Annotated in this window: 29 protein-coding genes; 15 read left to right on the forward strand and 14 right to left on the reverse strand. The window is 70.9% G+C overall.

Going from position 1 to position 19,844, the window contains the following annotated elements; genetic code table 11:
- Nucleotides 1-5: 5 nt before the first annotated feature.
- Nucleotides 6-2,180 carry an MMPL family transporter gene (locus ABZX11_RS31430; protein WP_354919714.1) on the reverse strand — a complete coding sequence of 725 codons (2,175 nt, stop codon included), beginning with the start codon at nt 2,178-2,180 and terminating at the stop codon, nt 6-8.
- A gap of 207 nt (nt 2,181-2,387) precedes the next feature.
- Between ABZX11_RS31430 and ABZX11_RS31435 the strand changes: the two genes are divergently transcribed.
- Entirely contained in the window at nt 2,388-2,981 is a 594-nt protein-coding gene (locus ABZX11_RS31435; RefSeq protein WP_354919717.1) for a TetR family transcriptional regulator, read from the forward strand.
- Nucleotides 2,982-3,411: 430 nt separating this feature from the next.
- Here the strand turns inward: ABZX11_RS31435 and ABZX11_RS31440 are convergent, their stop codons facing one another.
- Together ABZX11_RS31440 and soxR are read right to left on the reverse strand one after the other, a co-directional pair.
- Nucleotides 3,412-3,960 (reverse strand): RNA 2'-phosphotransferase, encoded by a 549-nt coding sequence (locus ABZX11_RS31440; RefSeq protein ID WP_354919720.1) that lies wholly within the window; start codon nt 3,958-3,960, stop codon nt 3,412-3,414.
- Between the two features lie 34 nt (nt 3,961-3,994).
- Nucleotides 3,995-4,456: a redox-sensitive transcriptional activator SoxR gene (soxR, locus tag ABZX11_RS31445; protein WP_176175800.1), complete on the reverse strand. Its 462-nt coding sequence runs from the start codon at nt 4,454-4,456 to the stop codon at nt 3,995-3,997.
- Nucleotides 4,457-4,508: 52 nt separating this feature from the next.
- Here soxR and ABZX11_RS31450 point away from each other — a divergent pair, with 52 nt between their 5' ends.
- The 3 genes from ABZX11_RS31450 to ABZX11_RS31460 are packed head-to-tail and all read left to right on the forward strand — an operon-like array spanning nt 4,509 to nt 6,566.
- The gene (locus ABZX11_RS31450) at nt 4,509-5,201 is read left to right on the forward strand and encodes a thiamine pyrophosphate-dependent enzyme (protein ID WP_176175801.1); all 693 of its coding nucleotides are present in this window, start codon (nt 4,509-4,511) and stop codon (nt 5,199-5,201) included.
- A 4-nt stretch (nt 5,202-5,205) separates the two neighbouring features.
- Nucleotides 5,206-6,099, forward strand: a complete 894-nt coding sequence (locus ABZX11_RS31455; protein ID WP_354919724.1) for a transketolase — start codon at nt 5,206-5,208, stop codon at nt 6,097-6,099.
- Nucleotides 6,100-6,137: 38 nt separating this feature from the next.
- Nucleotides 6,138-6,566 (forward strand): NUDIX hydrolase, encoded by a 429-nt coding sequence (locus ABZX11_RS31460; RefSeq protein ID WP_354919727.1) that lies wholly within the window; start codon nt 6,138-6,140, stop codon nt 6,564-6,566.
- On the opposite strand, the gene ABZX11_RS31465 is transcribed toward ABZX11_RS31460, so the two are convergent.
- The 3 genes from ABZX11_RS31465 to ABZX11_RS31475 are packed head-to-tail and all read right to left on the reverse strand — an operon-like array spanning nt 6,552 to nt 8,529.
- A complete protein-coding gene (locus ABZX11_RS31465) occupies nt 6,552-7,094 on the reverse strand; it encodes an NIPSNAP family protein (protein WP_176175803.1) in 543 nt (180 codons plus the stop codon). The genes ABZX11_RS31460 and ABZX11_RS31465 overlap by 15 nt on opposite strands.
- Before the next feature lie 37 nt (nt 7,095-7,131).
- A complete protein-coding gene (locus tag ABZX11_RS31470) occupies nt 7,132-8,304 on the reverse strand; it encodes an acyl-CoA dehydrogenase family protein (protein WP_176175804.1) in 1,173 nt (390 codons plus the stop codon).
- Between the two features lie 48 nt (nt 8,305-8,352).
- Nucleotides 8,353-8,529 (reverse strand): hypothetical protein, encoded by a 177-nt coding sequence (locus tag ABZX11_RS31475; protein WP_354919731.1) that lies wholly within the window; start codon nt 8,527-8,529, stop codon nt 8,353-8,355.
- A gap of 171 nt (nt 8,530-8,700) precedes the next feature.
- On the opposite strand from ABZX11_RS31475, the gene ABZX11_RS31480 reads away from it, so the two are divergent.
- Genes ABZX11_RS31480 through priA form a run of 3 tightly spaced genes read left to right on the forward strand, consistent with a single transcriptional unit; the run spans nt 8,701 to nt 11,003 of the window.
- Nucleotides 8,701-9,579: a hypothetical protein gene (locus ABZX11_RS31480; protein ID WP_354919734.1), complete on the forward strand. Its 879-nt coding sequence runs from the start codon at nt 8,701-8,703 to the stop codon at nt 9,577-9,579.
- Between the two features lie 32 nt (nt 9,580-9,611).
- Nucleotides 9,612-10,229, forward strand: coding sequence for an imidazole glycerol phosphate synthase subunit HisH (gene hisH / locus ABZX11_RS31485; protein WP_354919872.1), 618 nt, complete (start codon nt 9,612-9,614; stop codon nt 10,227-10,229).
- 36 nt (nt 10,230-10,265) lie between these two features.
- Entirely contained in the window at nt 10,266-11,003 is a 738-nt protein-coding gene (priA, locus tag ABZX11_RS31490; protein ID WP_176175807.1) for a bifunctional 1-(5-phosphoribosyl)-5-((5-phosphoribosylamino)methylideneamino)imidazole-4-carboxamide isomerase/phosphoribosylanthranilate isomerase PriA, read from the forward strand.
- Here the strand turns inward: priA and ABZX11_RS31495 are convergent.
- From ABZX11_RS31495 to ABZX11_RS31505, 3 genes are all read right to left on the reverse strand, one after another.
- Nucleotides 10,963-11,337 (reverse strand): SDR family NAD(P)-dependent oxidoreductase, encoded by a 375-nt coding sequence (locus ABZX11_RS31495; RefSeq protein WP_354919737.1) that lies wholly within the window; start codon nt 11,335-11,337, stop codon nt 10,963-10,965. The genes priA and ABZX11_RS31495 overlap by 41 nt on opposite strands.
- Entirely contained in the window at nt 11,334-11,483 is a 150-nt protein-coding gene (locus tag ABZX11_RS31500) for a hypothetical protein (RefSeq protein WP_354919740.1), read from the reverse strand. The genes ABZX11_RS31495 and ABZX11_RS31500 overlap by 4 nt, the downstream gene beginning before the upstream one ends.
- A gap of 73 nt (nt 11,484-11,556) precedes the next feature.
- Nucleotides 11,557-11,994 carry an SgcJ/EcaC family oxidoreductase gene (locus ABZX11_RS31505; RefSeq protein ID WP_354919743.1) on the reverse strand — a complete coding sequence of 146 codons (438 nt, stop codon included), beginning with the start codon at nt 11,992-11,994 and terminating at the stop codon, nt 11,557-11,559.
- A 73-nt stretch (nt 11,995-12,067) separates the two neighbouring features.
- Here ABZX11_RS31505 and ABZX11_RS31510 point away from each other — a divergent pair, with 73 nt between their 5' ends.
- Genes ABZX11_RS31510 through ABZX11_RS31520 form a run of 3 tightly spaced genes read left to right on the forward strand, consistent with a single transcriptional unit; the run spans nt 12,068 to nt 13,695 of the window.
- Entirely contained in the window at nt 12,068-12,517 is a 450-nt protein-coding gene (locus ABZX11_RS31510; RefSeq protein ID WP_354919746.1) for a MarR family transcriptional regulator, read from the forward strand.
- A gap of 50 nt (nt 12,518-12,567) precedes the next feature.
- A complete protein-coding gene (locus ABZX11_RS31515; RefSeq protein ID WP_354919749.1) occupies nt 12,568-13,158 on the forward strand; it encodes a TetR family transcriptional regulator in 591 nt (196 codons plus the stop codon).
- A 60-nt stretch (nt 13,159-13,218) separates the two neighbouring features.
- The gene (locus tag ABZX11_RS31520; RefSeq protein WP_354919752.1) at nt 13,219-13,695 is read left to right on the forward strand and encodes a GNAT family N-acetyltransferase; all 477 of its coding nucleotides are present in this window, start codon (nt 13,219-13,221) and stop codon (nt 13,693-13,695) included.
- Here the strand turns inward: ABZX11_RS31520 and ABZX11_RS31525 are convergent.
- On the reverse strand, nt 13,679-14,065 hold the full coding sequence (locus ABZX11_RS31525; RefSeq protein WP_354919755.1) for a PPOX class F420-dependent oxidoreductase: 387 nt from the start codon (nt 14,063-14,065) through the stop codon (nt 13,679-13,681). The genes ABZX11_RS31520 and ABZX11_RS31525 overlap by 17 nt on opposite strands.
- A 312-nt stretch (nt 14,066-14,377) precedes the next feature.
- Here ABZX11_RS31525 and ABZX11_RS31530 point away from each other — a divergent pair, with 312 nt between their 5' ends.
- Nucleotides 14,378-15,307, forward strand: a complete 930-nt coding sequence (locus ABZX11_RS31530) for a hypothetical protein (RefSeq protein WP_354919758.1) — start codon at nt 14,378-14,380, stop codon at nt 15,305-15,307.
- Here the strand turns inward: ABZX11_RS31530 and ABZX11_RS31535 are convergent.
- Together ABZX11_RS31535 and ABZX11_RS31540 are read right to left on the reverse strand one after the other, a co-directional pair.
- Entirely contained in the window at nt 15,297-16,274 is a 978-nt protein-coding gene (locus tag ABZX11_RS31535; RefSeq protein ID WP_354919761.1) for a hypothetical protein, read from the reverse strand. The two genes, ABZX11_RS31530 and ABZX11_RS31535, sit on opposite strands and share 11 nt — an antisense overlap.
- Complete coding sequence (locus tag ABZX11_RS31540) at nt 16,271-16,771, reverse strand: SigE family RNA polymerase sigma factor (protein ID WP_176175813.1); 501 nt, start codon at nt 16,769-16,771, stop codon at nt 16,271-16,273. The genes ABZX11_RS31535 and ABZX11_RS31540 overlap by 4 nt, the downstream gene beginning before the upstream one ends.
- 167 nt (nt 16,772-16,938) lie before the next feature.
- Here ABZX11_RS31540 and hisF point away from each other — a divergent pair, with 167 nt between their 5' ends.
- The 4 genes from hisF to ABZX11_RS31560 are packed head-to-tail and all read left to right on the forward strand — an operon-like array spanning nt 16,939 to nt 18,804.
- On the forward strand, nt 16,939-17,712 hold the full coding sequence (gene hisF, locus ABZX11_RS31545) for an imidazole glycerol phosphate synthase subunit HisF (protein ID WP_176175814.1): 774 nt from the start codon (nt 16,939-16,941) through the stop codon (nt 17,710-17,712).
- Complete coding sequence (locus ABZX11_RS31550) at nt 17,709-18,086, forward strand: hypothetical protein (RefSeq protein ID WP_176175815.1); 378 nt, start codon at nt 17,709-17,711, stop codon at nt 18,084-18,086. The genes hisF and ABZX11_RS31550 overlap by 4 nt, the downstream gene beginning before the upstream one ends.
- Nucleotides 18,083-18,445 carry a phosphoribosyl-AMP cyclohydrolase gene (hisI, locus tag ABZX11_RS31555; protein ID WP_176175816.1) on the forward strand — a complete coding sequence of 121 codons (363 nt, stop codon included), beginning with the start codon at nt 18,083-18,085 and terminating at the stop codon, nt 18,443-18,445. The genes ABZX11_RS31550 and hisI overlap by 4 nt, the downstream gene beginning before the upstream one ends.
- A complete protein-coding gene (locus tag ABZX11_RS31560) occupies nt 18,442-18,804 on the forward strand; it encodes a DUF1304 domain-containing protein (RefSeq protein WP_354919766.1) in 363 nt (120 codons plus the stop codon). Before hisI ends, ABZX11_RS31560 begins: the two co-directional genes overlap by 4 nt.
- 1 nt (nt 18,805) lies before the next feature.
- Here the strand turns inward: ABZX11_RS31560 and ABZX11_RS31565 are convergent, their stop codons facing one another.
- Together ABZX11_RS31565 and ABZX11_RS31570 are read right to left on the reverse strand one after the other, a co-directional pair.
- Entirely contained in the window at nt 18,806-18,973 is a 168-nt protein-coding gene (locus ABZX11_RS31565) for a DUF397 domain-containing protein (protein ID WP_354919769.1), read from the reverse strand.
- A gap of 11 nt (nt 18,974-18,984) precedes the next feature.
- A complete protein-coding gene (locus ABZX11_RS31570) occupies nt 18,985-19,821 on the reverse strand; it encodes a helix-turn-helix transcriptional regulator (protein ID WP_354919772.1) in 837 nt (278 codons plus the stop codon).
- Nucleotides 19,822-19,844 lie beyond the last annotated feature (23 nt).

The raw sequence follows: 19,844 nt of genomic DNA on the forward strand, positions 1-19,844 counted from the left end.
TTTCGCTAGCGGTTCGCGCCGACCAGTTCCCGCTCCTCGGGCTCGTCCAGGTGCTTCGTGAGCTTCTCGCCCTCGACGTCCACGTCCGGCAGGATGCGGTCCAGCCACTTCGGCAGCCACCACGCGCCGCGGCCGAGGAGGGACATCACCGCCGGGACCAGCGTCATGCGGACCACGAACGCGTCCACCAGCACGCCGAACGCCAGCGCGAAGCCGATCGACTGGATCAGCGACGACTCGGCCAGGATGAACCCCGCGAACACGCTGATCATGATCAGCGCCGCCGCGACGACCACCCGTGCGCCGTGGCGGAAGCCCGTCACCACCGCTTCCTGCGGCTCCGCGCCGTGGACGTGCTCCTCGCGCATCCGCGTCACGAGGAACACCTGGTAGTCCATCGCCAGCCCGAACAGCACGCCGATCAGCAGGATCGGCAGCATGCTCATGATCGGGCCGGTCGAGGCGACGCCGAGCAGGTCCGTCAGCCAGCCCCACTGGAACACCGCGACCACCGCGCCGAACGTCGCCGCGACCGAGCCGAGGAAGCCGATGGTCGCCTTGAGCGGCACCACCACCGAGCGGAACACCAGCATCAGCAGCACGAACGCGAGCCCGACGATCAGCGCCAGGTACGGCAGCATCGCGTCCGACAGCTTCTCGGAGACGTCGATGTTCGCCGCGGTCTGGCCGGTGACGGCCAGTTTCGCGTCCAGCGAGCCGGATTCGGCGCGGATCGCGGCCACCAGATCTTCGGTCTGCGTGCTGCTCGGGCCGCTCTTCGGGATCACCGTGAGCAGCGCCGTGTCACCGGCCTGGTTGACGCGCGGCGGCGTGACGGCGGCGACGTCCGGCAGCTTCTGGATGCCGGCCGCGGCTTGGCCGAGCGCGGCCTGGCGGTTGGCGCTGCCGGAGACGTCGACGACGACCAGCAGCGGCCCGTTGGAGCCTTCGCCGAAGCTGCGGCTGGCGATCTCGTACGCCTTGCGCTGCGTCGAATCCGGTGCCGCGGTGCTGTCGTTGGGCAGGCCGAGCTGCATGCTCAGCGCGGGCAGGGCGACGACGGCCATCCCGGCCAGCGCGACCAGCAGCACCGGGAGCCGGTGGCGGCCGACGAACCGCGCCCAGCGTTCGCCGTGCGTCGTTTCGACCGGCTTGCGGCGAAGGCGGATACGGCCGCCGGCGACCCGGGCGCCGGCGAAGCCGAGGATCGCGGGCAGCAGCGTCAGGGCGATGAGCACGGCGATCGCGACGGTGACGGCGGCGGCGACGCCCATCTGGCCGAGGAACGGGATGCCGATCACGGTGAGGCCGGCCAGCGCGATGATGACGGTGAGGCCGGCGAAGACCACGGCCGAGCCCGCGGTGCCCGCGGCGCGTCCGGCGGCTTCTTCGGGGTCGCGGCCGATGGCCAGTTCGTGGCGGTAGCGCGACACGATGAACAGCGCGTAGTCGATGCCGACGGCGAGGCCGATCATCAGCGCCAGGACCGGCGTGTTCGAGTTCAGTTCGAGGAAGCCGGAGGCGAGGAAGATGCCCGCCATCCCGGTGCCGACGCCGATCAGCGCGGTGAGCAGCGGGATCCCGGCCGCGAGCAGCGAGCCGAAGGTGATGATCAGCACGACGGCGGCGACGGCGACACCCAGACCCTCGGTGGCCCCGGTCGCGGGCACGCCCTGCACGGCGTCCCCGCCGAACTCGATGGTGAACCCGGCGGCGCGGCCGGCGTTGGCGCTGTCCAGGAGGGCCTGACGGTCCTCGTCGGTCAGTTCGTACGCTTTCGCTCCGTAACTGACCTGGGCGAGCGCGACGCGTCGATCGGGTGAGATCGACTGCGCCTGGAACGGGTCGACCACCGCGGCGACCTTCGGCGCCGTCTTCAGTTGCCCGACGAGCGCTTCGACGGCCGCCTTGCCCTTGGCGTCGGTCACCGTGGTGCCGGCCGGGGCTTCGATGACCACGCGCGCGGTGGCGCCACCGGCGTTGGCCTGCGGGAACTTCTCGGTGAGCTGGTCGATCGCCCGCTGCGACTCGGTGCCGGGGATCGTCACCGAGTTCGACAGCTGGCCCGAGAGCGTGAGCGCGCCCAGGCCGAGTGCCACCAGGACCGCCGCCCAGACGGCCGCGACCAGCGCTCTGCGCCGGAAGGAAAACCGGCCGAGCCGGTACAGGAAGGTCGCCACGAGTCAGCTCCGTTTCGCCCGAACGGGGTCGGTTCACTCCATAGGGTCCCTTCCCAAGCTAGCCGATCGGCAAGGAGAGGTCCAAGCCGATCGGCAAGTATGTGACTTGCCGAACAGCAAGGTTTATCGCTAGCCGTTCGGCTAGTAAGGCGGTTTGCCGATCGACAGAGCGTGACGTAGGCTCCGACGGCTCGCTGAGGAGGAAGAATGACCGCCGGCCCGGCCGAGGACACCCGGACCCGACTGCTGCAGACCGCGCTGCGGCTGTTCACCGAACACGGGGTCGAAGGCACGTCGCTGCAGATGATCGCGGACGCGCTGGGCATCACGAAGGCGGCGGTGTACTACCACTTCAAGACGAAGGCGGAGATCACCGAGGCGGTCGCCGAGCCGGGCGTCCGTGATCTGGACGAACTGGTCCGCCGCGCGGCGGCGCAGAAGCGCCGCGGTGCGCAGGTGGACCTGCTGCTGGAGGGGTTCGTCGACCTGGTGATCCGCCACCGCGCGCTGGTGGCGCTGTTTTCGAGTGACCCGGGCATCGCCCGTGCGATCGAGAAGTCGGCCCACGGCGGCATGGAGGGCTTCGGCCAGGCGCTGCTGGGCATCCTGTCCGGCCCCGACCCGGACACGACGGCCCGGGTGAACGCCTTGGTGACGTTGACCGGGATCGCGATGGCGGGAGGTTCCCCGGACCTGGCCGGCCTCGGCGACGAAGAGCTGCGCACGGAACTGCTGGATGTGGGCCGCCGCCTCCTCGGCCGCCCCCGCCGCCGAACCCTCACCCCGGTTTCCCCGCTCTAGATCCGCTTGCAGTCACGCGAGATCCGGCCTTGATCACGCGAGTCACGGGTACTTGAACGGCCGACTCGCGTACCTGGGCGGACGACTCGCGTGCCTGGATGGCCGACTCGCGTATCTGGAGTGTCGGTTGGCGTACCTGGGCGGACGACTCGCGTACCTGGATGGACGACTTGCGTATCTGGAGGGTCGGTTGGCGTACCTGGGCGGACGACTCGCGTACCTGGATGGACGACTTGCGTATCTGGAGGGTCGGTTCGCGTGCCTGGAGGGTCGGTTCGCGCGGCTGAAGGCGGAACTTGCGTGACGGAAGTCCGAACTCGCGTGATTGGAGCCGGATCTCGCGTGACTCGAGGCGGGTCTCGTGTGATTGGAGCCGGGGCTCGTGTGATTGGGTGGCGATCTTGCGTGATTGGAGGGGCATCACGCGTGATTAGCGGGGTATCTCGCGTGAGTGGGGGGTTAGGTAGGGCGGGGGGACTGTGGCGGTGAGCCAGACTCCGTTGGCGCTCAGCTGGAACGTGTGGCCGGCGGCGGACATTGCGGCCGCGTCGATCTGAAGGATCACCGGTTTGCCGCGGCGGGCGCCGACGTTTCGGGCCGTGTCGAGGGTGGCCGAGAGGTGGACCGCGTGGCGGTTCATCGGGCGGAGGCCCTCGCGGAAGATCGCGTCGAGGGAGGCCGCCACCGTTCCGTGGTACAGCACGTCCGGCGGTGGGGTGTCCGGCAGCCCCAGGTCGACCGGGACGCTGTGACCCTGGCTCGCGCGGATGCGCGTTCCCGTTCCGTCGAACGCGAAACGGCGCTTGTTGTTCTTCTCGACCACTTCGTCGAGTTGTGCACGCGTGATCGAGAGCGCGCGCAGGAGGGTGTCGACCGGCACCCAGCCGCCGGGGGCGAGGGTCAGGCCGATGGCGGCCGGGTCGTGGCGAAGGTGCCGTGAAAGCCGCTTCGAGATGCGGATCAGTTCCTTTTCGTTCATTTCCTCCCCAGCATCCTCCCCGCGCGCAAGCGGTTTAGATGCCGCCTTCGACCGCCGGGCGGAGCTTGCTCGCACCCGGGCCGAAGCGGGAGAGCTCGTCGTCGTTGTTGTACAACGCGCAGCTGCGCAGGGACAGGCACCCGCAGCCGACGCAGCCGGTGAGCCGGTCGCGCAGGCGCTGCAGGGCGTCGATGCGCGCGTCGAGCTCGTGCTGCCAGTCGCGGGACAGGCGCGCCCAGTCCGCCTTCGTCGGGGCGTGGTCCTCCGGCAGCGTTTCCAGCGCCGTGCTGATGTCCTCGAGCGAGAGCCCGACCCGTTGTGCCGCACGGATGAACGCGATCCGGCGCAGCACCGAGCGCGGGTACCGGCGCTGGTTGCCCGCCGACCGCTCGGAACTGATCAGCCCCTTCTCCTCGTAGAACCGCAGTGCCGTGTGCGGAACCCCGCTGCGTTCCGCCACCTGTCCGATGCTGAGATGTTCAGCGAGCCTGGTCACCTGGTCAGGCTATCCTTGACTTCGAGTTTAGTCGAGGTTGCATCGTCGGGTCATGACCACTGCGACCGAACTCGGCTACGCCGATCTGCCCCGGCTGATTTCGCTGATGACCGGGGACGAAAAGCACACCGCCGCCGCCGAGTCCACTTTGGACGTGCTGTGGGTGCTCTACGACCGCGTGCTCGACGTCACGCCGGAGAACTTCCGCGAGCCCGGCCGCGACCGGTTCCTGCTGTCCAAGGGACACGGGCCGATGGCGTACTACGCCGTGCTCACCGCGAAGGGCTTCCTCGCCGAGGCGGAACTGGCGACGTGGTCCGACCCGGTGTCACGGCTGGGCCACCACCCCGACCGGCGCCGCGTCCCCGGCGTCGAGATCTCCAGCGGCTCCCTCGGCCACGGCCTGCCGATCGCGTTCGGCACCGCGCTCGGCCTGCGCGCCCGCGGCCTGACGAACGCGAAGGTCGTGACGCTGGTCGGCGACGCCGAGCTGGACGAGGGCTCGAACCACGAGGCGATCGTCGTCGCGGCCCGCGAAGGCCTCGAGAACCTGACCACCGTGGTGGTCGACAACCAGTCCTCGACGCGCGGCTGGCCGGGCGGCATCGAGCGCCGGTTCGCCGTCGAAGGCTGGGCGACGCGCACGGTGTCCGGCCGCGACCACGACGCGCTCTACGACGCCTTCACCACCTCCCACCCCGGCCGGCCGCTGGCCGTGGTCGCCGTCGTCGAACCGAAGGGCTGAACCCATGGCACCGATGCGGGAAACCTTCCTCGCCACCACCGAGCGGATCATCGACACCGACCCCGACGTCGCCGTCGTGCTCGCCGACATCTCGGCCGCCCAGCTCGCCGGCGCCGCGCGGCGGCACCCGGACCGGGTGATCAACGTCGGGATCCGCGAGCAGCTGCTGGTCAGCACCGGCGCCGGGCTGGCCTTGGCGGGCCTGCGGCCGATCGTGCACACGTTCCCGCCGTTCCTGGTGGAGCGCGCGTTCGAGCAGATCAAGCTCGACTTCTCGCACCAGGAGGTCGGCGGGGTCCTGGTGTCGTGGGGTGCGTCCTACGACATGTCGACGGCGGGACGCACGCACCAGTCCCCCGGCGACGTCGCCCTGATCGATTCGCTGCCGGGCTGGACGGTCCACGTGCCGGGTCACCCGGCCGAGGCCGAGCGGCTGCTGCTGGAGTCGATCCCCGGAGACGGCCGCGTCTACCTGCGGCTTTCCGCGCAGGAGAACGCCTCCCCGCACCTGGGGGTGGGGTTCACGACGGTGCGCTCCGGATCGTCCGGCGTGGTGGTGGCGGTGGGCCCGGTGCTGGACCGCGTCCTGCGCGCGACGGCGGGCCTGGACGTGACGGTGCTGTACGCCTCGACGATCCGCCCGTTCGACGCGGCGGGGTTGCGGACGGCGGTGCACGCGGCAGCTCCTTCCGTGGTGCTGGTGGAGCCGTACCTCGCGGGGACGTCGGCGTGGTGCGTGGCGGAGGCGCTTTCCGATGTGCCCCACCGCTTGCGGTCCCTGGGCGTCCGGCGGGACGCGGAGGTCCGGGTGTACGGCGGGATCGAGGACCACGACCTCGCGCACGGGCTGGACGCCGGCTCGCTCGGGCTGTCGATGCGGGAGTTCCTCGGGAAGTAGCAAGGTCGCGGGCGGGGCGGACCGATACCGTTACGCCCATGGCGTTCAGGATCCGGCCGCTCGCGTTGGGGATCGTCCGGCGCGGTGACGCGCTGCTCGTCTTCGAAGGGCGCGATGACTTCAAGGGCGAGACCTACTACCGGCCGCTCGGGGGTGGGATCGAGTTCGGGGAGAGTAGCAAGGAGGCGCTCGAGCGCGAGTTCGGCGAAGAACTCGACGCCGCGATCACGGTGGGCCACCGGATCGGGGTGCTCGAGAACGTCTTCACCTGGCAGAACCGGCCTGGGCACGAAATCGCCTTTCTCTACGAAGTCGAGTTCGTCGACGCCGGGTTCTACCGGCGCGACGAAATGAAGATCCTCGACGACCCCGCCACCGCGCGGTGGGTCGACGTCGCCGAGTTCCGGGACGGGCGCAAGATCCTCTACCCCTACGGGCTCACCGAACTGCTCTCAGCGGATCAGTGACCGCGCGGTCGGCACCAGCTCGAACGACGACGGCGACGCCACCCGGCTGAACCACACCGAGAACGGGCCGTCCGCGCGGACCGGCAGCTGCGGGAACGTGTTCTCCGACGGCTCGGTCTCGAACGCCGCGAACGCCGAATCGGGCGGGGGAGCGGGCGGCGACACCGTCACGTGCACGCCCGTGCCCGGCGGTGGCGCGGCCAGCCCGGGGCGGACCGGGCGCAGGAGCAGCACGTTGTCGGAGTCGATCATCGTCGCGTTCGCCGCCGACCGGTGGGCCTTCCAGACCGGGCCGAAGTAGAACTCCTCCAGTGCCGCCTTGCGCTCGGCCATCGACCGGAACCCGCGCAGCCACACGAACTCGTCCGGCGACGCCCGGGAGCGGAACAGCCCGAACAGGTGCGCACCCGCGGCCTCCTGCGGCTCGACGAACTCGCGCTCGAACAGCTCGATCAGCTCATCGCGCCGGCCGGGGTGCAAGGTGTACCGCCGCAGTTCCACCACGGCTTCGAAGTCGGAAAACGTCATGTCGGCGAAGCTAGCGGGCACCACCGACAAAAACGGATCAGCGGAAGGCCGCGAGCCCCGTGACCGCCTGACCGAGTGACAGCGCGTGCATCTCCTCGGTGCCCTCGTACGTCAGCACCGTCTCCAGGTTCGCCATGTGCCGCATCACCGGGTACTCCAGCGAAATCCCGTTGGCGCCGAGCATCGACCGGGCCGTGCGGGCCACGTCCAGCGCCGAGCGGACGTTCGCCATCTTCCCGAAGCTGACGTGGTTGTGGTGCAGGGCGCCGGTGTCCTTCAGCCGGCCGATCTGCAGCGCCACCAGCCCGGCGCGGTTGACCTCGACGACCAGGTCGGCGAGCTTGCGCTGGGTCAGCTGGAACCCGGCCAGCGGCTTCCCGAACTGCGACCGCGAGAGCGTGTACTCCAACGCCGCCTCGTAGCACGCGCGCGCCGCGCCGACCACGCCGAACAGAATGCCGTAGCGCGCTTCGTTCAGGCAGGACAGCGGTCCGCGCAGGCCCCGCACCTCGGGGAACGCGGCCGACTCGGGCAACCGGACGCCGTCGAGGACGAGTTCGGCGGTCAGCGACGCCCGCAGCGACAGCTTGTGCTTGACCTCGTTCGCGGTGAACCCCGGCGTCGACGTCGGGACGACGAAGCCGCGGATGCCGTCGTCGGTCTGCGCCCAGACGACCGCGACGTCGGCGACGGTTCCGTTGGTGATCCACATCTTCGTGCCCGAGAGCACCCAGTCCGACCCGTCGCGGACCGCCCGCGTGCGCATCGAGCCCGGGTCGCTGCCCGCGTCCGGCTCGGTCAGGCCGAAGCAGCCCAGCGCCTCGCCGGTGGCCATCCGCGGCAGCCACTCCTGCCGGTGCTCTTCGCTGCCCCACTTGTGGATCGCGTACATCGCCAGCGACCCCTGCACCGAGACGAAGCTGCGCAGCCCCGAGTCGACGGCCTCGAGTTCGCGGCACGCGATGCCGTACGCGACGGCGCTGGTGCCCGCGCAGCCGTAGCCCTCCAGGTGCATGCCGAGCAGGCCGAGCGAGCCGAAGCCCTTCGCGAGCTCGGCGGCGGGGAGGGAGCCCGTTTCGTACCAGTCGGCGACGTGGTCGAGCAGCTGGTCCTTCGCGTACGCGCGGACGGCGTCGCGGATGGCGCGTTCCTCCTCGGCGAGCCCGGCGTCGAGGTCGAGGAAGTCGTGCGGGTCAGGGGTGCGACTCATGAGGACTCCCGGGGGACGCGTCGATGCGGCCACCGCAGGAAACCACAGTCAGGCGTCTGTCCTCCGCGTGGCGTTCGTCACGCGCGCGGCAGACGGGCCGGACGCGTGCCGGGAGCGGGTCTGCTGGCGGGGGATCAGCAGCTCGGTGAACTGCGGGAACGGCACGCTCTCGATGTCGTCACGCCAGGCGTGCAGCATCCGGGACAGCAGGTCGTCCTCAGCCATCTTCGCCTCCTCGGCGTCCGGTCGTGCCGTCTTTGGCCACACGATCGGGTGAAGTGATACCCGGCGGGCGGGACGGTCAAACGGGGTTTCTTCAAGATCTTTTCGGGGCGTGCGTGGTCTGTGGCAGGATGGCGCTGCCGCCGCCAAGGCCTCAACTCCCGAGGAGCGCACATGCGCGCACTGCGGACGGCAAGTCTGCTCGGCTTCACCACTGCCACCCTGCTCGCGGGAACCGGCGCCACCGTCGCGACCGGCGCCACCGCGCACGGCAGCCACTGGCGGCAGGTCGGCCACACCACCGTCGAGAACCGCATCAGCGGAGAGGGCCTGGCGACCCGCCGGCTGCCGGGGCAGGCCACCGAGCTCGTCTACCGCAACGGCGCCACCATCCCGCAGCCGCTCAAGGACGAAGGCTGGGGCCACGTCGGTGACCCCGACTCGCTGCGCGGATACGTCTTCGACGTCTACCAGGACACCCGCACCCCGGCGCCGGCCACGAAGATGTACCTGGTCACCCGGCCCGACGGGACGACCACGGAGTTCGTCCACCCGTTGCAGCCCGACGAACCGGCCGCCAACGCGAACGCCCAGGTCGCGGCCACCCCGGACGGTCAATGGCTGGTCTCCGGTCCGCTGGGGGAGATCGACCGGCTCTACGTCTCGCCGACGCCGTTCCTCAACCCGCGCGGCCCCCGGCAGGCCGGCGACCTCCCGGTCGCCGCGCGCATCCACCTCGACCACCACATCCGCAGTGCCCAGGGCTGCGACTTCGTCGGCCCGACCCGCCTGATCTGCGCGACGAGCGACCCGTACAACGACCTGTACCCGACGAACCTGCAGCTCCTGCAGATCGACCTGCCCCGGCCCGTCAACGGCCGTGACGTCACGGCGAGGGTGCAGGAGATCGGCCAGGTCCCGCTGGTCAGCACCTGTACGGGCACCTTCACCCCCGAAGGCGTCGACTACGACGACGGCGTCCTTCGGGTCGAGGTCGTGCCGCCATCTCCGTGCAACACCGTGACCGACGTCTATTCGTTCGAACGGCACTGAGAGGGACGGCTACGCTGGGTGGCGTGTCTCGTGTGGTGATCCTCGACTACGGTTCCGGCAACCTCCGCTCCGCCGAACGCGCTGTGGCGCGCGCGGGCGCCGATGTCGAGGTCACCGCCGATCCGCATGCCGCCGTCGAAGCCGATGGGCTGGTCGTGCCCGGGGTCGGGGCCTACTCCGCCTGCATGGCCGGGCTGCTGGACGTGCACGGGCACCGGATCATCGGCAAGCGGCTGGCCGGCGGGCGGCCCGTGCTCGGCATCTGCGTCGGCATGCAGATCCTCTTCTCCCGCGGCGTCGAGCACGGCGAAGAGACCGAGGGCACCGGCGAATGGCCCGGCGTCGTCGACCGGCTGCACGCCGACGTCCTGCCGCACATGGGGTGGAACACCGTGCGGGCGCCCGCGGACTCGCAGCTGTTCGCCGGTCTCGACCCGGACGAGCGGTTCTACTTCGTGCACTCCTACGCCGCGCGCAAGTGGGAGCTCGACGGCTTGGCCGGGCAGGAACCCAAGGTCACCTGGGCTCACCACGGCGAGGACTTCGTCGCCGCGGTCGAGAACGGGCCGCTCTGGGCCACCCAGTTCCACCCGGAGAAGTCGGGTGACGCCGGGGCGCAGCTGCTGCGCAACTGGCTGGCGACCCTCTGACCGGGTGATCCGGGTCTCCGCCCTAGAGTTACCCGCGTGACTTTCACGCTGCTTCCCGCCGTTGATGTGGCCGATGGCCAGGCCGTCCGACTCGTCCAGGGCGAGGCCGGCACCGAAACCTCCTATGGCAGCCCGCTCGAAGCGGCGCTCGCCTGGCAGCGCGACGGCGCCGAGTGGATCCACCTGGTCGACCTCGACGCCGCCTTCGGCAAGGGCAGCAACCGCGAGCTGCTCGCCGAGGTCGTCGGCACGCTCGACGTCCAGGTCGAGCTGTCCGGCGGCATCCGCGACGACGCGTCCCTGAAGGCCGCGCTGGACACCGGGGCCCGCCGGGTCAACCTCGGCACCGCCGCGCTCGAGGACCCGGAGTGGACCTCGCGGGTCATCGGCGAGTACGGCGACCGGGTGGCGATCGGCCTCGACGTGCGCATCACCGACGCCGGCCACCGGCTCTCGGCCCGCGGCTGGACCTCCGACGGCGGCGACCTCTGGGAGGTCCTGGAGCGCCTCGACCGCGACGGCGCGTCCCGCTACGTCGTCACCGACGTCAGCAAGGACGGCACCCTCCGCGGCCCGAACCTGGAGCTGCTGCGGGACGTCGTCGCCCGCACGGACGCGCCGGTGATCGCCTCGGGCGGGGTGTCGAGCGTGGCCGACCTCGTCGCGCTGGCCGGCCTGGCGTCCGACGGTGTCGAGGGCTCGATCGTCGGGAAGGCGCTGTACGCCGGAGCGTTCACGCTGCCCGAGGCGTTGGCCGCGGTCGCGAAGGTCTAGCCGAACAGGGACACCGCGGTCCGGCGGGGCAGCAGCCCGGCGACCGCGGTGAACACGGCGTTCGGCCGGCCCGAGACCACCGTTGGGCCCTGGCGAGGGCTTCCGAGAACGACGTCACGAACGCCTTGGTGGCGCTGTGGACGCCGAGTCCGGGCTTGGGTGTGAACCCCAGCGTCGAGGACACGTTCACCAGCGCGGCGCCCGGCCGTGCGTGGGCGAGGAAGGCGTGCGCCAGCGTCACCACCGCGCGGCAGTTGAGGTCCAGCACTCCCAGTGAGTCCTCGAGCGGCGTTTCCGCGAAGCCGCCGTGGACTGCGAAGCCCGCGTTGTTCACCAGCAGCGTGTAGGGCCCGGAAAGCGTTCGGCCGTCGCCCGCAGGCCCTCGGCCGTGGCCAGGTCCGCGGCCAGGTGGTCATGGCCCGGCCCGAGTTCCGCCATGAGGGCGGTGAGGCGGTTTTCGTCGCGGGCGACGGCCGTCACCGCGTACCCCGCGCCCGCCAGTCCCGTGGCGAACGCCCGGCCGATGCCCGCGCTCGCCCCGTCACCAGTGCTTTCACTGCTTCGGCTTCGTTTCCGGCGCGAACGCGAACGAGATCCGCTCCACCAGCGGCTTCCGCTGGGTGTTGTGGAACGCCGCGACGAGCCAGCGCCCGCCGTCGCGGAGCAGCGTGTACGTCTGGACCTTCGACAGCTTCTTCGGCGCTTCGCCCTTGTACGTGTCCCCGTTGGTGCTCACGATCGCGACGTCCGCGCCGAGGAATCGCACGTCCAGGAACTCGTGCGCGAGCTTGGTGCCCTTGAGGAACTTCTCGAACAGGACGCGGTGGCTGCTCACGACGTCGTCACGACCGGAGTAGCGGGTGCCGACGAAGGTCACGTACGTCGCGTCTTCGGTGAAGTGTGCGCCGTAGGCGTCGGCGTCGCCGCGGTTCCATGCGTCGGCGAGGGAATCGAGCACGGCGGTGACGGCGGCGCGGTCGGTGGTCATCATGGTCGTCTCCTATACTTAGCTTCACTCGTGCAGTATCTGCACGCGTGCAGATATTAATCAGGAGGAGGAGCCGGTGGCAAGGGAACGGCACGTGGTGTTCCGGCGGTACCTGGACGCGGTGGGGCTGCACGGCCTGGCGGGCGCGGAGGCGGCCGGGCTGCACGCCACCGAGTGGTACGCGCTCAGCCTGCTCGACCTGGAAGGCGCGCTGACCTCGGGCGAGCTGTCCACGCGCACGGGCCTCACCACCGGCGCGACGACCCGGCTGATCGACCGGCTGGAGCGCGCGGGGTACGTCCGCCGCGCCGCCGACCCGGCCGACCGCCGCAAAGTCGTGGTCGAGCCGGTGCCGGACGCGCTCGCCGGCGTCGAGGCGATCGTCGGGCCGGCGCGGGCGCGGATCGCCGAGGTCATCGGCCGGTACTCGGCGGCGGAGCAGGAGGTGTTGTTCGACTACTTCGCGCGGGCGGCGCCGGCGTACCGCGCGGCTTCGGAGGAGATCCGGAAGGCGACGCGGAAGTAACTCCAGATGTAGTACTTTGGCCGAAGTGCTTCTACGACCGGAGCGACACCATGGTGCGACGCAACCCCGAGCGGCGGGCGGCCCTGCTGGACGCCGCGATCGAGGTCCTGGCCGGTGACGGCGCGCGCGGGCTCACCTTCCGCGCCGTCGACCAGCGGGCCGGTGTGCCGGTCGGCACGGCGTCCAACTACTTCTCCAGCCGCGGCGAAATCCTCATGCACGCGGGGGAGCGGGTCTACGAGCGGCTGGTGGACGACGCGGTGATCGCGGGCGGCCTGGAAGGGCCGCGCGACCGGGCGCGGGTGACGCAGCTGATGCACGAGCTCGTCGACCGGGTGGCCGCGTTCCCCACCGGCTTCCTCGCCCTGCTGGAACTGCGGCTCGAAGCCACGCGCCGCCCGGAGCTGCGGGACGTGCTCACCCGGCGGATCCGCGCGGACGTCGACTTCAACGTCGGGTACCACGAGAAGTCCGGCCTGCCCGGCGACGGCACGACGGTCGTCCTGCTCTGGCTCGCGCTGAACTGGCTGATCCTGGAACGGCTGACGCTGCCGGACCTGTTCACCGACGAGCAGCGCCTCGACCTCGTCACGGCGTTGGTCGAGCGGCTGCTGGCCGGGCAGCCGACACCGCCGCCGTGATCGGCCGCTTGAGGCCGAAAAGCGGCTGACAGCGACCCACTCGGGTCGTAGGTTGCCGCGGTGGAGGAGATCGTCACCCAGCTGGAAATGACCGCGCCCGATCAGCTCAACCCCGCTCCGCCGGTCGACGGTGTCGGGCTCCGGACCGTCCGGCCCGGGCCACTGATCCGTGCGCTGCACGTCCGGATCGGCACGCCGTACCGGTGGCCGAGCGTCACCCGCGGGGACGACGAGTGGGACCGCTGGCTCGCCGAACCGCGCCGCGAGTACCGGCTCATCGAGTACCGCGGTGAGATCGCCGGCGCCGCGGACTTCGAGCCGCAGCCCGGGAACGATGTCGAGATCACCACCTTCGGCCTGGTGCCGGAGTTCGTCGGCAAGGGCCTCGGCGGGTTCGCGCTCACCCTCGTCGTCGCCGACGCGTGGGCGCTGCCCGGGACGCGGCGGGTCTGGCTGCACACCTCGACCCTCGACCACCCGAACGCGCTGCCGAACTACCTGCGGCGCGGCTTCCGGGGCTTCAGCCGTCCACTTTGACCGCGATGCCGACCGTCCGGTCCTCCGGCCCGCGCAGCTTCGAGAAGAACATCGTGACGCGCCCGACGATGCCGTACTTGCGGGCGATCGCGCGCCGGACCTGCTCGGTCTCCGCCGCGTCCAGCAGCCGGGCCTGGCCGGACACCTTCGCGCCGTGCGTCTTCCGGCCGCGGACGTCGCAGGCCTGGACCTCGACGCGGCCGTCGTTGCGGATGCGCTTGACCTTGCCGGCCGCGCGCACCGACCAGAACACCAGCTCGCCGTCGCGGCCGGCCACCCAGATCGGGGTCGGCGCGGCCCGCCCGTCGCGCCGGAACGTGGTCAGGACGACGTAGCGCTCGGCGGCGAGGCGGTCGGTCTCGGAGGTCATGCGCCCACGGTAGCCGGGTGGCGGACGGCGATGCCCGGGTAGCGGGTGATCAGCTTGGTGTCGTCATACTTGACGACGCAGCTGAAGCCGAACGCCGGCGCCGCGGCCCGGCCGCCGGCGGGCAGGGTTGAGCGGTGCCTCGGAAAGGTGCCGCCAGGTGGCGGTCGCGGGGAAGGCCATGTCCCACCGTGACCAGCGTGAAAAATGCCTAGGCCGTTCGTCACCGAAACCCCACACGCTCGGCCGAAGCGTTTCACTGCCCCCTCCTGCAACGCTTCGATCGCTGGATTCCCCGCACACTGGAGGGCATCGATGGCGGTCGGACAGCAAGTACCGGTTCATCCTCAAGCAGGCTTCTTCGGCGCCGGACCGTACCCCGCGCGCCGGGCCGCGATCGCCGTGGCCGCGGTCGTCGCGGGGTTCGTGCTGACCGCCATCTGGTCGGCACCCTTCGTCGACTCCGTCATCGGGGACAGCGTCGCGAACGGCCTCCTCGGCTACGACGCCAAGGCCACCCCGATCAGCGGCGTCCTCGCCGGGACGCTGTTCGCGTTCGTCTCCGGCCTCGCGGGCTCCTTCACCGCCTGCAACATCGCCGCCTTCGGGGCCGTCGCTCCGCTCGTGGGCGACCGGACGGCCAACAAGTTCAAGCCGCTCGGCTGGATCGCCGCCGGGATGCTCACCATCTCGGTCGTCTACGGCGTGATCGTCGCGCTCGTCGGCACGCGCATGCCGCAGTTCGACACCGCCAAGACCACCGGGCTCTCGCCGCGCAGCGTCCAGTCCATGATCGCCTTCGGTGTCGTCGGCCTGGTCTTCCTGCTGATGGGCCTGGTCGCGCTCGGCATCCTCCGCAACCCCTTCGCGGACTTCACCCGGCGGCACCCCGCCGCGCCGCTGGTCCTGATGGGCGCCCTGATCGGCGGCTTCCTCATCGGACGGCCGTACCCGCTCTTCCGGATCATGTTCCGCAGCGCCGCCGAGCAGCACAACGTCCTCTACGGCGCCGCCGCGTTCGCGCTGCAGTCGCTCGGCAACATCGTGGTCATGGCCGTGTTGTTCCTCGTCCTGACCTACGCCACGGGCGGGCGCGTGCAGCGCTGGCTGGCCGCGAAACCGGCGCGGGTCGCGATCGTGACCGGGGCCGCGCTGCTGGTCGGCGGCACGTTCACGCTGCTCTACTGGGACGTCCGCGTGCTCGGCAGGCTCGGGATCATCTGGTTCCCGATGATCAACTGGTGACCTTCCCGAGCCAGCCGTAATCGGGTGCCGGGTCGAGCTGGACGCCGTTCGCGACGGCGACCAGCTCGGCCTCGGGCCGCGCGCCCGACACCCGCAGCCAGCGCCCCGACGGCAGCCGGGTGAACACCATCGCGTCCCGCCCGGGCGCCGGGGCCACGAAGAATCCCTCGCCGCCGCGGACGGTCACCGACAGCGCCACGTCCGGCGTGGGCGGGTTCGGCCCGGCGGTGACGCGCACCAGCGGCACCGACGGCCGGGCCGGGTCGGCCGCGGTCAGCTCGGTGCCGGCGTTGCCGGGTCCGGAGCCCTGCACCACGGCCGAACGCTCGGCCAGGCCGGCCGGCAGTGCGCCGAACCGCACCTCGCCGCGGACCCCGACCTTCCGGCCGGTAACCGAGTCGGCGACCCGCTGAGCGGTCGCGCGGGCGTCAGGGAGCCCGAGGACCTGCACGACCAGCACGTGCTCGTCGTCGGCCAGCCAGGTGAGCTCCGCGGTGCCGCCGGTGCCGGTGAGCATGGCGACCCGGCCGTGCACCAGGGCCTGGTCCTTGATCGCCGCGATCTTCAGCGCCGTCTGCGACCACTCGGGGTCGGCGGTGGAGTACGCCGTCAGCGTGACCCGGGCCGCCCCGGCCGCCCACTGCCGGACCTGCGGGGCGATCCCTGGCCCGCCTTCGCGGTACTGCTCGGTGAAGCCGTCCGGCAGCCACTCGGGACCGTAGCCGAGCACCGGGCGGCTCGCGGCAGGCACCGGATCGGGCCTGGTCAGCAGCTGCGTGCCCGCCACGACGCCGACGATGAGCACCACCACCGCGGCGGCGACGAGCGCCAGCCGGCTCGACGGCTGCCGCTTCCGCCCGGCGCGCGTGAGCGCGTCGCGGACCGCGTGCCCGTCCGGGGCGCGGGTGGCGAGGCGTTCGAGGCTGTCCCGGATCAGCGTCTCGGTCTCGTGCTCGCTGCGGGTCATTCGGGGGCTCCGGTGGTGACGGTGGTGTGGTTCAGCCCGGCCTGGCGCAGGGTGGCCAGCGCCCGGGAGATCTGGCTGCGGACGGTCGAGACGCCGCACCGCAGGACCGCGGCGATCTCGGCGTCGGAGTAGCTTTCGTAGTACCGCAGGACGATCGCCGCCCGCTGCTTGCGGGGCAGCGTGGCGAGCAGGCCGAGCATCGCGTCCCGCTCGTCGTAGGCGGCCGACGGGTCGGGTTCCGGCGGGCCGAGCGCGTCGAGGACGTCGTGGCTGCTCGACACCATCCGCCGCACCGCCCGCCGCCGCCAGGACAGGTACTCGTTGGTGATCATCCGCCGCACGTAGGTCGGCGGCGCGGCGATGCCGTCCCACCGCTGCTGGGCGCGCAGGAGCACGTCCTGGACGACGTCCTGCGCCAGGTGCGGGTCACTGGTCAGGACGGTGGCGTAGCGGAGCAGCCCGTCCAGCCGCTCCGCCACGAACTCTTCGAAAGTCACACGCGTCCTCTCCGTCACCCTCTGGACGCGCGAGGGGGCGGCGCCGCTGCACGGCGGACGCGAGTTTTTTCACCGCGGCAGGACGTCCTCCAGCCGGACGAAGGCGAATCGGGTGGCCGGGCCGTGCCATCCGCGGAGGTCCGAACCCCCTTGACTACGCTGAAGGCATGTCTGTCGCGGTGCGGGTGATCCCCTGTCTCGACGTCGACGCGGGCCGGGTCGTGAAGGGTGTCAACTTCGCCGGCCTCCGTGACGCCGGTGACCCTGTCGAGCTGGCCCGGCGCTACGACGCCGAGGGCGCCGACGAGCTCACCTTCCTCGACGTCACGGCCTCCTCCGGCGACCGCGAGACCACCTACGACGTGGTCCGCCGGACCGCCGAGCAGGTCTTCATCCCGCTCACCGTCGGCGGCGGCGTCCGCAGCAACGACGACGTCAACCGGCTGCTGCGGACCGGCGCCGACAAGGTCAGCATCAACACCGCCGCCATCGCCCGGCCCGAGTTCCTCAGCGAGGCGTCGAGACGGTTCGGTGCCCAGTGCATCGTGCTGTCCGTCGACGCCCGGCGCGTGCCCGAGGGCGGCGAGCCGACCGCGTCGGGCTTCGAGGTCACCACGCACGGAGGCCGCCGGGGGACCGGCATCGACGCCGTCGAGTGGGCCGCCCGCGGCGAGGAGCTCGGCGTCGGCGAGATCCTGCTGAACTCGATGGACGCCGACGGCACGAAGAACGGCTTCGACCTCGAGCTCATCCAGCTCGTGCGCAAGGCCGTGCGCGTCCCGGTGATCGCCAGCGGCGGCGCCGGGGCCGTCGAGCACTTCCTGCCCGCGGTGCGGACCGGGGCCGACGCCGTGCTCGCCGCCAGCGTGTTCCACTTCGGACAGCTGAAGATCGGCGACGTCAAGAGCGCCCTGCGCGAAGGCGGGGTCGAGGTCCGGTGAAGTCCTGGCAGGCACCCGTCGAGGTGAAGGTGACCGCCGGCCTGCTGGTCGGGCTGCCGGTGGCGTGGGCGCTGCTGAACCTCGTCCTGGTGCTGAGCGCCGGGTCGAGCCTGGCGGTGTACCGGATGCCCGCGCTCGCGCTGATCCTCGGCGGCGTGGTGACCACCGGCCTCGTGCTGAAGATGGGCAGCGCCCGCATCGGCGGGCTGGTCGTCACCGTCGCCTTCGCCCTGCTGCACGCGTTCCTGCTGCTCGCCGCCGAGCTGTGGTGGATCAAGCTGTTCTCCGGTCTGTCCTTCGCCGGCTACGGCTACGCGTTCGTCCTGCTGAACTCGATGCCGCTCAAGCGGCACATCCTGGGAGCCACCGCATGACCCTGGACGCGGCCGTGTCGGCGCGACTCAAGCGCAACGCCGACGGCCTGATCGCCGCGGTCGTCGTCGAGCACGCCACTTCGGACGTGCTGATGATGGCCTGGATGAACGACGACGCCCTCGCGGCGACGCTGGCCACCCGCCGCGGCACGTACTGGTCGCGCAGCCGCGGGAAGCTGTGGGTCAAGGGCGAGACGTCCGGCCACTACCAGCACGTTCGCGAAGTGCGCATCGACTGCGACGGCGATACTGTCCTGCTGCGCGTCGACCAGACCGGCCCGGCCTGTCACACCGGCACGCACACCTGTTTCGACACCGAGGAGCGCCTCCTCCTGGCGGATGAGAAAGAGCACGCGTGACCATCGTCGCCGACATCCTGGTCGGGCTCGTCGCCCTGATCCACCTCTACATCGTGGTCCTGGAGATGTTCCTCTGGACGACCCCCCGCGCCCGCGCCGGCTTCGGCACGACGAAGGAGTTCGCGGAGGAGACCAAGACGCTCGCCGCGAACCAGGGGCTCTACAACGGCTTCCTGGCGCTCGCGCTGATCTGGGGGCTCATCGCGAGCGACCCGACGGGCTTCCAGCTCAAGCTGTACGGGATCGTCTGCGTGATCGTCGCGGGGCTCTACGGCGCGGCGACGGCCAGCAAGCGGATCCTGTTCGTGCAGGTGGTGCCGGGCACGCTGGCGCTCATCGCACTGCTGCTGGCGCGGTAGGTCAGCGAAACCGGTCGAGAACGGAACGCCAGGCCCGCGCGGAGACCGTCAGCTGACCGGCCCGGCGGGCCTTGGTGTCCCGCACGCCCACGACCGGCCCCAGCGCCACCTCGACACAGTTGTCGTTGGGGCCGCTGCAGGAAGACTTGCGCCAACCGGTTGAGCCCACGATCGCCTCCGTTATCGGGCGGCCTCCCGCAGCAGGGCCTGGGAAGCCTCTTCGCTCAGAGCTAGTCCGCGCAACACCTTAGCATCGTGCTTATGGCCGGTGACCTGCGATTCCTCGTGCAGGAAGGCGGTCGAGTAGATGTGTTCGACGGAAGCGATCGCTGGCGAGCCGGGAAACTCGTAGATGTCGAAGGGGCCCATCAGGCCGGGGTGGTAGCCGATTCCGGCGGGAACGATGTGCAGGCTGATGTTCCGGCGCGCCGACATGTCCAGCAGGTGATCGAGCTGATCGGACATGACTCCGGCACCGCCGAAGTTTTCCTGCAGGGAACGCTCGCCGAGCAGCGCGGTGAATCGGACCGGGTCGGAGCGGGTGAGGATCTTCTGGCGGGCGAGCCGCATTCGCAACCGCTTGTCGGCCTGCTCGATCGTCACCCCCGCGGAATTGTCCATGATCGACCGGATGTAGTCCGGGGTCTGCAGCAGCCCGGGAATGATCAACGGCGACCAGGTGATGATGGCGGTCGCGGTCCGTTCGAGATCCAGCCTCGTGGTGAGGGCGAAGGGAAGATCGGCGTTGCTCGACGCGAGCCAGTTGGGTTCGCGGGCGTGGCGGGCGAGCGTCCGGATCCGGTCGCGTTTCTCGCCGTGGATGCCCAGCAGCGCGAGGATCGCCGACACGTCCTCGACGCTCGGCAGGCGTTGCCCCTTTTCCCACGCCGACAACAGCTGCGGCAGGATTCCCAGCTCGTCGGCGAGCACGCGCAGACCGACGTTGCGTGCTTCGCGTTCTTCGCGCAGTGAAGCGGCGAGAGTGCGCGCGGCGGGCCCCGAAGACGTTGGCTTCATGAGCCGATAATACGAATCCCGTC

The sequence above is a fragment of the Amycolatopsis sp. NPDC004169 genome (assembly GCF_040610315.1).
In the GTDB taxonomy this organism is placed as follows: Bacteria; Actinomycetota; Actinomycetes; order Mycobacteriales; family Pseudonocardiaceae; genus Amycolatopsis.

Bases quoted from the DNA above. Each gene is read 5' to 3' on its own strand.
- ABZX11_RS31475 (WP_354919731.1), bottom strand. From the start codon at position 8,529: ATGGCTGAGGACGACCTGCTGTCCCGGATGCTGCACGCCTGGCGTGAC.
- hisI (WP_176175816.1), top strand. From the start codon at position 18,083: ATGACCCTGGACGCGGCCGTGTCGGCGCGACTCAAGCGCAACGCCGAC.
- ABZX11_RS31435 (WP_354919717.1), top strand. From the start codon at position 2,388: ATGACCGCCGGCCCGGCCGAGGACACCCGGACCCGACTGCTGCAGACC.
- ABZX11_RS31455 (WP_354919724.1), top strand. From the start codon at position 5,206: ATGGCACCGATGCGGGAAACCTTCCTCGCCACCACCGAGCGGATCATC.
- ABZX11_RS31570 (WP_354919772.1), bottom strand. From the start codon at position 19,821: ATGAAGCCAACGTCTTCGGGGCCCGCCGCGCGCACTCTCGCCGCTTCA.
- ABZX11_RS31525 (WP_354919755.1), bottom strand. From the start codon at position 14,065: ATGACCTCCGAGACCGACCGCCTCGCCGCCGAGCGCTACGTCGTCCTG.
- ABZX11_RS31470 (WP_176175804.1), bottom strand. From the start codon at position 8,304: ATGAGTCGCACCCCTGACCCGCACGACTTCCTCGACCTCGACGCCGGG.
- ABZX11_RS31450 (WP_176175801.1), top strand. From the start codon at position 4,509: ATGACCACTGCGACCGAACTCGGCTACGCCGATCTGCCCCGGCTGATT.
- hisF (WP_176175814.1), top strand. From the start codon at position 16,939: ATGTCTGTCGCGGTGCGGGTGATCCCCTGTCTCGACGTCGACGCGGGC.
- ABZX11_RS31505 (WP_354919743.1), bottom strand. From the start codon at position 11,994: ATGATGACCACCGACCGCGCCGCCGTCACCGCCGTGCTCGATTCCCTC.
- ABZX11_RS31460 (WP_354919727.1), top strand. From the start codon at position 6,138: ATGGCGTTCAGGATCCGGCCGCTCGCGTTGGGGATCGTCCGGCGCGGT.
- ABZX11_RS31480 (WP_354919734.1), top strand. From the start codon at position 8,701: ATGCGCGCACTGCGGACGGCAAGTCTGCTCGGCTTCACCACTGCCACC.
- ABZX11_RS31440 (WP_354919720.1), bottom strand. From the start codon at position 3,960: ATGAACGAAAAGGAACTGATCCGCATCTCGAAGCGGCTTTCACGGCAC.
- ABZX11_RS31515 (WP_354919749.1), top strand. From the start codon at position 12,568: ATGGTGCGACGCAACCCCGAGCGGCGGGCGGCCCTGCTGGACGCCGCG.
- ABZX11_RS31535 (WP_354919761.1), bottom strand. From the start codon at position 16,274: ATGACCCGCAGCGAGCACGAGACCGAGACGCTGATCCGGGACAGCCTC.
- ABZX11_RS31465 (WP_176175803.1), bottom strand. From the start codon at position 7,094: ATGACGTTTTCCGACTTCGAAGCCGTGGTGGAACTGCGGCGGTACACC.
- ABZX11_RS31530 (WP_354919758.1), top strand. From the start codon at position 14,378: ATGGCGGTCGGACAGCAAGTACCGGTTCATCCTCAAGCAGGCTTCTTC.